The following is a 12,649-nucleotide window of genomic DNA, read 5'->3' on the forward strand; positions in this document are numbered from 1 at the left end:
TAGTTTTATAATTCAGGGTAAGGATGGCACGTGAAGCTGACTGCTAACTGACAGGATGATGTTTTTTAGAAAAAGTGACTGTAAAAACTGCCCCGCCTTCTGGATGGTTGTCCGCTTCGATTGACGCGTTGTGGAGTTTCACCGTTTGAGCAACGATGGAAAGCCCAAGGCCGGAGCCTTTCTGGGTATCTGTACGATCCGCACGCCAGAAACGTTTAAACAGATTATCCTTTTCCCCAAGAGGGATGCCGGGGCCATGATCGCGAATAATAAGGGCAGGGGTCTCTTTCAGGATCAAGGTGACGGTGCTGTCTTTGGGCGTGTAGGTCAGGGCATTTTCCAGAAGGTTGCGCATCATATGATAAATGGCATCATAATTTCCCTGAATGGGGGGGATTTCCCCCTCGCTTTCTACTTCCAGCATTTTACCCTGTTTAACCGCCAAGGGGGTCAGCAGGCTCACCACATCCTGACTGCATTCAAGTAAGTTGACCTGATCATCAGCTGTGATTGTCAGACTATCGAGCTGGGCTGCTTTGAGAAGCTGGGCCACCAGCCGGGTCATGACTTTGGTGTCTTTTTGTAATAGCAGGGCCAGTTTAGGGTCGTCTACACTTTCAATGCGGGCATTCAACACGGCCAATGGCGTGCGCAATTCATGGGCGGCATCAGCGGTAAAACGGCGTTGGAGCTGATAGCCTTCTTCTAACCTTTCCAAGGCGTTGTTGATCGCCTGGACCAAGGGTAGGACCTCTGTCGGGACGCCTTTTTCCGGCAGGCGGATATCGGTGTTGGAGGGGCCGATTTGTTGGGCCTTGCGCGATACGGTGTGGAGCGGGTTAATGGTGATACGCAAGATCAAGGTACTGCCAAGCAACAACGCAATGAAGAAAAAGGGCAGCATCCAGCCGATGTTTTCAAAGAATTCATCAGCCAGGGTATCGGCCAGAATATCATAATGACTTTCATCTTGCGCGACCTGAATCCAGACGGTACGGGTGTCAATCTGGACTTGATAACTTGCCCCGAAATAGGTCAGTTCCTGTGCGATATCTTCAAACTGGAAATATTGCGAATTTGATGTGTTGGGATCAAAGGGATAGAGCGGGAAGTTGCGTTCATCAGAGGCAAACAGAAGTTTGCCGTTTGTATCTGAGACCGTAAACAGATAAATACTGCCGCCTTTATAATAGGCTTGGGCAAGACTGTCGGGCAGGTCCAGAGAAAGAAGGTTATTGGCGTCAATATGAAGGGCACGGGAGATGTCTTCGGCCTGTGTACGCAAGGTGCCTTCACGTAAGTTTGCACCAACAGACTTATATTCATTATAAAGCATGCCAACGGCAATGGCGAAAAACAGACCAAGCAAAACAGCTTGTGAAAGAATAATGTTGCGTACCAACGAAGGGGCTTTAGTCGTCATCCGTATTATCCGCCAAAATATAACCTACGCCACGTATGGTATGTACGCTAATACTTGCCGTTGTTTTGTTCAATTTTTTTCTAAGCCGTGAAATATGGGCTTCAACAGAATTTGATCCCACGTCTTCGTTAAACCCATAAAGGCTTTCTTCCAGGGCTTGTTTGGAGACCACACGGCCATAACGACGCATGAGTTCTTCCAGCACATCCAGCTCACGTCGGGCCAAGGCAATGACATCACCATCGATTTGTACTTCGCGTGATACGGTGTCAAAGGTAAGATTACCGGCATTTAGCTCAACACCCAAGGCTCCGCCAGGGCGACGTAAAAGAGCGCGAATGCGGGCAATGAGTTCTTCCATCTCAAAGGGTTTGAGGCAATAGTCATCTGCCCCCAGATTTAAGCCTTTCACCCGGTCTTCCAATCCGTCACGTGCAGTGAGAATCAATACAGGTGTCATATTTTGTTTGGCCCGCAAGTCGGTGAGAATATCCAGCCCATCCCCATCGGGCAAGCCAAGGTCCAGCACGATGCAGTCATAGCGCATGGTGTCCAGAACGCTATAGGCATCCTCAGCCTCGTTGAAGGCATCAACAGCAAAGCCTTCTTTTTGCAGCCTTTCCTGTAACAGGCTGCAAAGTTCGGGGTTGTCTTCAACAATAAGCAGTTTCATGGTCTTTTTCCTTCACTCCCTGAGCGCCTCTAAGGGTAGGGTAGAAGTCTGACAGGGAGCTGACAATTATCCATTTTGCAATGCCTGAAGGAAATCATCCACACCTTTTGTTAATTCAATGCTGAGCTGAGAAATCTCTTCAGAGGCATTTAAGGTATGATTTGCCATGTCTCCAACATGATCTGAGGCTTGGATCACATCTTCTACGGCATTTAATGTCGTTGTGGTTTGGGTCGAGGCTTCATTCATATTATCGGTGATATTCGCGGTTTCTTTTGCCTGTTCATTGACCGCAATGGCAATTTCAGAGGCAATCTGGTTGGCCTCATCAATGGCATTACCCGCAGCCTGTACAGAACTAACAGCGGTTTGGGTGGCGGATTGAATGCTGTTGATCTGTTCGGAAATATCCTTGGTTGCCTGTGCTGTTTGATTGGCGAGATTTTTAACTTCTGAGGCCACAACGGCAAAGCCTTTGCCAGCTTCACCGGCACGGGCAGCTTCAATGGTGGCATTGAGGGCCAGCAGATTTGTCTGTTCTGCAATATCTGCAATCATGGAGGCGACTTCGCCAATTTTGCCAGCAGCACTGGCAAGCCCCTGAATTTCCGTATCAGCCAGTTGTGCACGTTCGGTAGCTTGTTTGGAATATTGTGCAGAACGATCCGTATTTGTGCGAATTTCATGAATGGACTGGTTCAGGCTGGAGGCACTCAGGTTTGCCTGATCAACACGGTGATGAGCGGTTTGTGAACTGGCCACCACATGATTGGCTTGAGACAGGCTTTGTTTGGAGGCAGAGGACAGGGACTGGGCTGTGTTTTGTAAGTTATGTGCCGCATGGCTCATGCTTTCCATAGCACCTGTGACGGTATTTCTGAAACGTTCAGCCATTTGGTGCATCATATCTGTACGTTCCTTGTCAGCCTTTTGTTTGAGCTGTTCTTGTTGCTGGCGCATGTCTTCCATTTGGGCGGCATTTTGTTGGAAAATCGCAAGAGCACGCGACATATCGCCAATTTCATTTTTCAGATCTTGCGCGGAGATAACAACGGAACGTTCCCCTGCTGCAATGCGTTTGGTGGTATCGACCAGATGGTGTAAGGGGGTGGAGATCGTTCGCCCGGTCATCAGGCTGAGGATAAGACACAGGCTTCCCCCAAAAGCGATCACCCCAAGGAAAACAAGGCGTCCTTTGGCCGCACCGGTTTCAAAGGCAGTGTCTGCTATAGCACTTTTTTCGGCGATGATTTTTTCAAGGGCGTCCAGATGTTTTCTGGCTGGCTTGTAGAAGGTTTTAAAAAGGCCCGCCTGTTCTCCCCGCTTAATATACAAAGATGCCATTTGGGTGAAGTCCGTTACATAACTGTTTAAGGTACGTTCCAGTGTTCTTTGGTCATTGTTTTGCAGGAAGTTGCTTTTCAGTATTTGTGTCAGAGCTTGGGCTTCTGAGGTGACTTCATGGATATATTTTGCATCTTTTCGGGCCAAAAGCTCCATCTCACCTCTGCGGATTTTGGCGACCATTGCAAATAAGGGGTCGTCTGACTGACCAAGGCTTTCCATGTAAGTTTCATTGCGCTCAAAAATATCATGGCTTGCTTTTGCCAAGCTTTTTGAGGCGTGGCGTGCTTTCCCATAAAGGCCGCTTTTTTTATTGTAGCCCAGTGTCTTATTAAGGCTGAGGAAGCGTTCCCAATGCAGGAAATACCCTCTCATCTTTTGATGGATTTCTTCAATATGGGTTTGTTCGTTGGGACTATTTAGCTCTTGGTCCAATTGGGCAATGAGCAGGTCAACCTGTTTGGCTGTATTGCCTTGGCGTTTTTCGTATTTGTCTTTGGGCTGAATGACATATTCTTTTTCCGTATAGCGTGCTGTCAGCATATGATTGCCAAGGGCGCGAATATTTTTGAGGGCCTGATTATAGCGCGATTTTTGCAAATAGGTTTCTTCCTGATAGGCGGTGAGCTGAAAATACACCCCCCCCAAGCTCAGAAATGAAAGCAAGAAGAAAACGGAGATTAAAACCAGTCGTTTCATCACACTCATATGCAGAAAAAGAGAAAGCATTTTTATCACCTAATACTGAAATCAATGTTGGGTGATATAATGAAGGTGTAAACTTACAGGTGCCTGACATATAAAAGTTTTTTCTATTATCCTATGTGTGTTTTGACACGGGTGTAGCGCCAAATGCCATCATTATGACGACAGACATTGCCAAAGAAATTACGCTGGAATTGACCAAAGCTAATCGACTGTTCAAAGGTGCGGCAAAACAGGGCACGATCTGTTCGATACGACTTGATGGGTTTAATGCGGCTTTGGGCGCGATTGCCTTTGCCAAACCAGGTGATCTCCATACCGCTGACATTTTGTTCCATGGCAAGCTGAAAGCTTTCTTGCAGTGATTTTTGGTCAGCGGCTGACAGAAATGTCAGGGAAGGGATATAGCTTGCCAATTCAATTTTATGGCTGGGGCGTGATCTGAATTGATCTTCGCGCAAGACATAGTGATTGATGGACGGGGCATAATAGAAAATGCGTTTTTGGCGCAACCAGGAACGATAAAAACGATAGCAGGAAATTTTCATGGTCTCAAACGCACCGGCGGCAACCGTGACCTGATAGCTTCCCTCGACAGAACAATCCCAGCGTTGATGATATTCTTTTTCGCTGTCTTCCAGTTTGTTGGTTACAGTGCGTGAAACGGTGAAACCTTCATCATTACCTTCATTTAAGGGGAACATCATATCGGGTGTTTCGCGAATGACGGCATGGGACTGTTTTTCATGATTATACCAGGAGAGGGAAGGCAACAGGAAATTGCGATAATTCACTATTTCTGTGGAACTGCCAGCTTGCCAGGTGACTTTTTCGCCCTCAACCTGTTTAACGGTTTCAGAATAGCCGTTGGTATAGATAAAGGTATCTCCAACATGATAAGTCGGCAGGGGCAAATTCTGTAATGTAGCTGTTTTTTTGTAAGGGCCATCTGTTGCACAGGCGGACAAGATGAAACACAGGCCAAGGGTTAGAAGAGTCTTTTTCATGATTTTGCCTCGGTAATCTGGACATGTTGTTCACGCCCAAAATAACGACGTGCCCAATATGTGGTGGTTTCATCAAGATAGGCTTTCAGCTCTGTCATGCTGACATCGCCATTTTGATTGCCATAAGGTGCACGGTCCGCCTCACCACTTACACCCAGCAGGAAATATTTACTAAACAGGCTGTGGGTGCCATCTGGTTCCCAGGATGCAATTTGTTGCGGTCCCCCTGCGGTAATAACTGTGATATTTTGCGGCACGGTTGTTTGACGGGAGCGAATAAAGACAGGGGAAGCTTTTTCGACGATCTGACCGCTTTGGCTATTACCTGAAAAACAGGCTTCTAAAACCACTGTTCTTTTGCGTGCGGGGATGAGAGACAGGTTGCGATAAAGCGTTTCAATGGAAAAGCCATTTAGCGAAATGCGCGCTGCATCGGCATCACTGGGGACAAGATAGCTCATGCCTGCCTTGGTATCTGGTGCGCCATGACCGACATAAAAGACATAGAGATTGGAGCGGTTGGGTTTGACCCAATCATAAAGCTGGGCTTGATGATTGTCCTTTGTGCCAAAAACGCGGATCATCTGGGCTTGGGTGGCATCTTTGATCTCGATGATGTTTTTGGGGTTAATGCCCAAGGTCTGTTCGGCATAGAGGCGATAGCCTTTGGCATCGGCATAAGCGGGGCGCACGTCGGGAATATCACTGGCGTTTTTGGAATAATCGGCATTTGAAATAATAACGGCAATGTCATCCGGGCGTGCATTGCCCTTGGGAAAATCCGAAATCACAGGTGTTTGGGGGAAGTTTGACAGGCCGGGACCCGCAGCGACTTGCGGGGCAAGAGGCTGTGCAGGTGTATTTCCTATATAATTTGGCATTTGCAGGCCAGCATATGTGGTGTTTTGCCAGCGACTGGCAAGATAGGATTTTTCTTCGCTCAGGGAAAAGGCAGAACCGATTTGGCGGGCTTCAATGAAACCACGGGCTTCGAGATATTCATTTTCCTGAACATAGAAATCCTCATCGAAACTATCGCCCCCATCAGCGCTGTCTCCGCCACCGCCGCTATCTCCTGAGGCACCCCCGTCTCCGCCGCCACCGTCTCCGCCGCCATCTCCGTCACCGTCTCCGCCGTCATCTCCGTCGTCACCATCATCCCCGTCTCCATCGCTGTCTCCATCCCCATCGGCCATTGCCGAGGAAATAAATAGCCCTTCATCAGGCCCTGTTATGGGGAGCGAGTAGAGGGACAAAAGCAGGAAAGCACACAGGATACGGCTGGGCAGGCTATTCATCATCAGGTCAACCAGTTTTCACAGAAATATAAATCTGGATTAACGCTAAAGGGATAACCTTACGAGAAGCTGACAGGCCCTGATTTTAACTGCGGGCACAAGCGATTAAAGCCTGACCAAGGGAAATTGCCCCATCATTGGCGGGGAACTTTTGGGGCAGGAGGAGAGTGTAGCCTTCTTTTTCCAGATAAGCCCGTGTCTCTTTGATCAACAGGCGGTTTTGAAACACACCGCCGCATAAGGCAATGGTGTCAAATTCATGCTTAGCACTCAGTCTGTTTACTTGTTGGCTGATGACAGAGGCTAGGGTCTTATGGAATTTCCGGGCTATGAGACATGGATCAACATTTTTATGTAAATCTTCTAATAGTCCCGCCCATAAGGGCGACCAGTCGGTGAGATATGTTTGATTGTAGGGACCGCAGGAAAGAGAAGTCTGTTCAGCCAGTTGTTCCAGCAAGATGGCGGCTTCACCCTCATAACTGATTTGGTCAAAACAAATATCAAGGGCAGCGGCCACCGCATCAAATAATCGTCCGGCACTGCTGGCAGGGGGGACGTTTAATTTCTTTTCCAGCATCTGTTCACACAGGCGCAGGTTCTTGCCGGTCAGTTTTTGGATGACAGGTAAGTCGGCGTAGCTTGTGTTCACCTGATCCCAACCGATGGCGTCAACCAGATGGGCATAAAGATTGCGCCAGGGTTGGCGCATGGCTTGTTCACCACCCAGTAATGGAATAGCCGGGATATGGGCAAGGCGGGTACCGATGGTATAATCGGCCCGTAAAAATTCACCGCCCCAAATATCCCCGTCTTCTGACAGGCCAAGCCCATCCAACACAATACCTAAAACAGGTGGGTGATCTTTGGGCAGGCCGTATTCTCCCATCACAGCGGCGATATGGGCATGATGATGTTGCACACCTTCGATGGGCACATCATGATCAGCAGCCAATTGTTGTCCCCATTTGGTTGGGAGAAAATCGGGGTGGAGGTCACAGGCAATGACGTCAGGTGTGAATTCATGTAAGGCGCTGTAAAGGTCGATATTCTTTCTGAAATCCTGATGGGCCAGCACATTTTCCTGATCCCCCATATGTTGGGAGACAATCAATTGTCCATCTTTGGCAAGGCAGAAGGTGTTTTTCAGTTCTGCCCCCATGGCAAGAACTTGTAAGTCCCGGTTAAATCCATCGGGCACGGCAATGGGGGCAGGGGCCATGCCACGGGCGCGACGCATCACATGCAGGGTTTGCCCATTATCACGTACAACGCAATCATCCAGCCGATTTTCAATGTCGCGATCATGCATGACGAAGAAATCAGCAATATGGGCAAGTTTGCCTTGTGCCTCTTGATTATGAATCACTTGTGGCTCGTGGCTCAGGTTGGCGGAGGTCAGAATAAGCGGGGCCTCCAGTTCTTGCATTAAGAGATAATGCAGGGGTGTATAGGGCAGCATGAAGCCTAAGGTTTTCTGATCCGGTGCAACACTGGGGGCAAGGGTATGTTTCTCTTTAGCTGGGAGTAAGACAATAGGAGCTGCGCTGGATGTCAGGGCCTTTTCTTCACGCACGTTGAAGATGGCAAAATGGGTGATCTGTTCCAGGTCTTTTGCCATTAAGGCCAGCGGTTTGGCAGGGCGTTTTTTGCGTTGTCGTAAGGTGGAAACAGCTTCTTGATTGCAGGCATCACAGGCCAAATGAAAACCGCCAATCCCCTTGATGGCGAGAATATGCCCTTCTTTGAGCAATCGAGCGGCTTCTTTTAATACATCTGAGGCCGGATATTTCTGTTTGTTTTTGTCTTCCAACCAGACTTTGGGGCCGCAGGTGGCACAGGCGTTGGGTTGGGCATGAAAACGACGATCAGCCGGGTCTTCATATTCCTTTTGACACTCCGGGCACATTTTAAAAGCAGCCATGGTCGTTTGTGCCCGATCATAAGGCAGGCCCTTGATGATAGACAGGCGTGGACCGCAATGGGTGCAATTGGTGAAAGGATAGCGGTAGCGTCGGTTTGTGGGATCAATGATTTCAGCACGGCATTCAGGGCACATGGCGGCATCAGGCACGATGTTGGTCTTGATTGTACTATGATCAGACTGAACGATGTTGAAATCATCAAACTCTTCAACGGGAAGGGGGGATGTTTCCATATGGTCGATGCGGGCCAATGGTGGGCAGCCCCTTTGCAGGCATTGGCAAAACTCTTCAAGCTGTGATGTGTTCCCAAAAGCACGGATCAGAACCCCTTCACCATCATTGAGAACTTCGCCGGTTAAGTCACACCCATGGGCGATATGCCAGACGTGGGGGCGAAAACCGACACCTTGTACCAACCCGTTAATGCGTATGAGAAGTCCGTCTTTTGCCATTAATGCACCGTACAGACCATGCAGGGATCAAAAGAGCGCACAATATGTTGAACGGCCACGGGTTCGGTTTCCCCTTCGCGTACAGGAGTGCTGAGTAAGGCTTTTTCCAGTGGTCCCATGATCTCATTTTGATCGCGAGGGGAGAAATTCCAGGTGGTCGGGGCGATGATTTGATAATTGGCAATCTGGCCGTTTTTAACTTTGAGCCAATGGCCCAGTGATCCGCGTGCAGCTTCGACCAATCCAAAGCCTTCGCCATCTTCATAGCCACCTTCGGGGTGATGGCAGAAGGTTTCGGTGGGGATGATTTGCTCAATCCAGTCTTCCATTTGTGGTAACAGTAAGGAAACTTCAAGCAGGCGGGCAATGACACGGGTGTGTACTGTCCCCCCATATTGGGCGATCAAATCTTCAATCAAGGGATGGCGGTTGATCAGGTGACGTGCCAAGGCACCGACCTCAACGGGCTGTCCATCCATACGCGGGGCCTTACACCAGCTATAGCCGCCATTATCTTCGCTAGCTGGCAGAGTTTGACCGTCAAAAGGATGCAGCGGTTTGGTGGCATGACGCATCCAGCTGTGTGAAACATCTTCGGTGATGAGAGCCGTGTTGAGTTGTTCAATGGTTTCATTTTGAAACAGACCCGCCTTGAAGAACTGTGCCTTGTTGCCATTTTCAACGCCATAACTCATGAAACGATCATAAGCCCGTCCTAACTTGTGGAGGTTAAGGGGCTTGCTGATCCGATAAAAACTCTGAAAATCTCCATTGCGCTCGGCTAAATTTTCAAGCTCCGTTTCATTTTTAAGGCTGTTAAATTCTTCAAGGGAGCAGGCAAAGAGGGTCTGTTCCAGAAAATGGCGCATGGCTGCAACGATGGCTTTCAGCTTGAACAGTTCCTGTTTTTCAAGGGCGCGTGTGACGCCACCGGGTTGTAGGCTCAGGGTATGGGGCCATTTCCCACCCATGAGTCCCACAAGATGGAAAAATTCAGCCCGTGCCTTTAAGAATTCTTTACCCGCTGTACCGCGAAGGGCACGAAAACGGGTATGGATTTTGTCATGCCACGGCTCATCCTGATAAATCTCGCGGGCAAAATCGGGCATGAAGAACATATAAAAGTGGGTTAGATGGTCGGCAGCATTTTCAGCAGCCAGAATGATATTCTGACTATAAAGCCCGTTATGGGGCACGGTGAGGTTCTGTACCGCTGCCAAGGCCCGTGCAGCAGCGATGGACTGGCTGATGGAACAAATACCACAGATGCGCGGCACATAAATCAGCGCATCACTTGGGTCGCGTCCTTGTAAGGTTTGTTCAAAGCCACGATAAAGCGGGGAGACCACTTCGGCGCGTTGCACCGTGTCGTTTTTAATGGTGAGGTTGACCTTTAAATCCCCCTCAACCCGGTTGAAGGGACCGACAATAAGCTTGCTCATTCCTCTTTCCCTTTGCTTTTGGGGGCATAGGTGATCTGTTCGGATACTGCATTAACGCTTAGGCGTTTGGGGGTTGCGGCCTTGGCGAGTGAGGCAAGCGCCACAAACCATGCTTTGGGCATATCGGTGGGCAGGCCGACAGGAATACCGGCGATTTTTGGTGTTTGTAAAAAGGCATGGCCGGGTTCTTCAAAACCGGGTTCGGTACAGGCAATGCAGGGATAGCCCCCTGTGATACAAGACCCGCTGCCATTCCAGGGGCGAATGTTGCAATCGCCTGCGGCCTGTGTGCCTTTACAGCCGATATTTTCCATTAAACAGCCTTGTTCACACAAGTTTTGCGCACTGGCCTTAAACTCATAAAATTCATTGCGCGAACAGCCGTGATGGACCAAGCGGTTGGACAGAAACCTGGGGCGATAAAAAGAGTCAAGATCGCTGTGTGATAAACTGTCAGCCGCAATTTGATAGAGTGTTTCCATTACCCAGTCAGGATGGATTGGACAGCCTGACAGGTTAATGACGGGAAGTCCGGCCCGGCTTAGAAAGTTTTTCCCCAGCAGGCCACCGCGAATATCGCCGTCAAAAACCATCCCGCGTGCTTCGGCTTCATTTAATCCGCCTGCGGTGATGCCGCCAAAGGCTGCGCAACTGCCCACGGCCATCACATAGTCACTGACATGGGCAAGCTCACTAATCAGGTCTTTCATGGGCTTGTTGTCAAAGCCACTGGCCATATGAAAGCGCCCGCTGCCATGGGGGCCAAACATGATGGACCCTTCAATACAGAAAATATCAATGCGAAGTTCCCCACTCAGGGCATCTTCCAATATTTTAACGGTTTCCCGTCCACTGGCCTGATTAAGGGAGGGGTGGGAGACAAGGCGGATATTGGCAAGTTCAAGGGCACTGTAAAGGTTCGGGCTTTCTGCACACATGAGTGAAAGCGAACAGCCGCCACAGCCCCCGGATTGCAGCCAGAGCATATTTTTCATCTCACTCATTGAGCAACCTCTGGTCTTGGTAGGCATAAGGTAAAGACCGTCCCGCCATTTGGGTGATTGGCTCCGCTTAATCGTCCCCCCAGTTCTTCGGCCATATTAAAGCTGACCGATAAGCCAAGGCCCGTGCCTTTACCAATGGGTTTTGTGGTGAAAAAGGGTTCGAAAATATGGGTGAGGATGTCTTCATCAATGCCGGGGCCGTTGTCGTGCACGGCGACACAAATATGATCATCTTCGTGCTGATAGGAAATGCGAATTTCCGGCTTTTCAATCCCATCAAGGATATCAACCGCATTTTGGATTAAATTAACGATAATCTGATGGACATATCCTTTTAAACCAAGGGCAACTCTTTCGCTGTGATCATCGTGAATGATCCTGGGTTTAACCTTGGCACTACGCACCACCCAGTTACTGGCTGTTGCAATGACAGGCACAAGATCAAAGGTGGATTTGGGTTCTGACTGTTTGGAAGAAAAGCGTTTCAGGTCATGGACAATATCACTGACCCGTTCTACCCCTTCAACTGTGCCTTCAATCAGGGAGCCAAGATCGCCTGTCACTTTATCGACCTTCATCTCTGTTTTCAGGCGGGCTAGTTCCGCAGGATCAACATGCTGTTCCAATTTTTCCAGATAATTCATCAACACACTGCCATAGCGTTGCAAGACATAGACATTGCCGGAAATAAAGCTGATGGGGTTGTTCAATTCATGGGCGACGCCTGCAACCAGGCGACCAAGGGCAGCCATTTTTTCGGTGAAGATCAATTGCTGTTGGGTATCGCGCAGGCTTTGGTGTGCCTTGTCCAGTTTACTATAGGCGGCTTTGAGTTCGCCAAGAGAGCGCCCGATAATTACCAGCCCAACAACCCGGTTGCGGTGGTCACGCAACCAGGAACAATTAAGCGACAGGCTGTAGGGGCGGTCATTATGATCGTTCAGGGCGATTTCAAAATCGGCCAGTTCCGTACTGTCGGCAATTGCTCCGCATAGGGTTTTAAAGGCTTCGTGATCTGAGATATGCACCAGATCGCCAAAGGTCAGGCTCAAAAGTTTTTCTTTGGACAATCCCGTTAATCCGACAAGGGCGGTATTGACCTGTTTGATGCGGCAATCCAGATCGCAGACCACCAGAATGTCGGTCATGGAACAGAGGATACTGTCAATGAACTGATGGGCCTCTTCCAGTTCATTATGTTTGTCTTCCAGCTGGACTTGCGACGTGACCAGATCGGAATAAATCCCATCCATTTTCTGAATGACATCAATCCAGACTTCATCGGAAGTCTCACCATCCTGGGCAAGTTTACCCATTTGTGCCGATGTTAGAAGCGACAGGGACTGTGCAAACTTTTCTGTCGTTTCCATTTAAAC

The 12,649-nt window shown here is 49.1% G+C and carries 9 protein-coding genes; all 9 read right to left on the minus strand.

Features of this window, described 5'->3' with window-relative positions; translation table 11 throughout:
* Positions 1–43: 43 nt before the first annotated feature.
* Positions 44–1,423, minus strand: a complete 1,380-nt coding sequence (locus E4K71_RS00820) for an ATP-binding protein (RefSeq protein WP_135075158.1) — start codon at positions 1,421–1,423, stop codon at positions 44–46.
* Entirely contained in the window at positions 1,413–2,096 is a 684-nt protein-coding gene (locus E4K71_RS00825) for a response regulator transcription factor (protein ID WP_135075161.1), read from the minus strand. The genes E4K71_RS00820 and E4K71_RS00825 overlap by 11 nt, the downstream gene beginning before the upstream one ends.
* A 66-nt stretch (positions 2,097–2,162) precedes the next feature.
* Positions 2,163–4,169, minus strand: coding sequence for a HAMP domain-containing methyl-accepting chemotaxis protein (locus E4K71_RS00830; RefSeq protein ID WP_135075164.1), 2,007 nt, complete (start codon positions 4,167–4,169; stop codon positions 2,163–2,165).
* 86 nt (positions 4,170–4,255) lie between these two features.
* Positions 4,256–5,152: a hypothetical protein gene (locus tag E4K71_RS00835; protein ID WP_135075167.1), complete on the minus strand. Its 897-nt coding sequence runs from the start codon at positions 5,150–5,152 to the stop codon at positions 4,256–4,258.
* On the minus strand, positions 5,149–6,453 hold the full coding sequence (locus tag E4K71_RS18120; protein WP_167730134.1) for a caspase family protein: 1,305 nt from the start codon (positions 6,451–6,453) through the stop codon (positions 5,149–5,151). The genes E4K71_RS00835 and E4K71_RS18120 overlap by 4 nt, the downstream gene beginning before the upstream one ends.
* A gap of 82 nt (positions 6,454–6,535) precedes the next feature.
* Complete coding sequence (hypF, locus tag E4K71_RS00845; RefSeq protein WP_135075170.1) at positions 6,536–8,827, minus strand: carbamoyltransferase HypF; 2,292 nt, start codon at positions 8,825–8,827, stop codon at positions 6,536–6,538.
* Entirely contained in the window at positions 8,827–10,269 is a 1,443-nt protein-coding gene (locus E4K71_RS00850) for a nickel-dependent hydrogenase large subunit (protein WP_135075173.1), read from the minus strand. Before E4K71_RS00850 ends, hypF begins: the two co-directional genes overlap by 1 nt.
* Positions 10,266–11,273 carry a HupU protein gene (locus E4K71_RS00855; protein ID WP_135075176.1) on the minus strand — a complete coding sequence of 336 codons (1,008 nt, stop codon included), beginning with the start codon at positions 11,271–11,273 and terminating at the stop codon, positions 10,266–10,268. The genes E4K71_RS00850 and E4K71_RS00855 overlap by 4 nt, the downstream gene beginning before the upstream one ends.
* Entirely contained in the window at positions 11,270–12,643 is a 1,374-nt protein-coding gene (locus E4K71_RS00860; protein ID WP_135075180.1) for an ATP-binding protein, read from the minus strand. The genes E4K71_RS00855 and E4K71_RS00860 overlap by 4 nt, the downstream gene beginning before the upstream one ends.
* Between the last annotated feature and the right edge of the window lie 6 nt (positions 12,644–12,649).

This window comes from Terasakiella sp. SH-1 (assembly GCF_004564135.1).
GTDB lineage: Bacteria > Pseudomonadota > Alphaproteobacteria > Rhodospirillales > Terasakiellaceae > Terasakiella.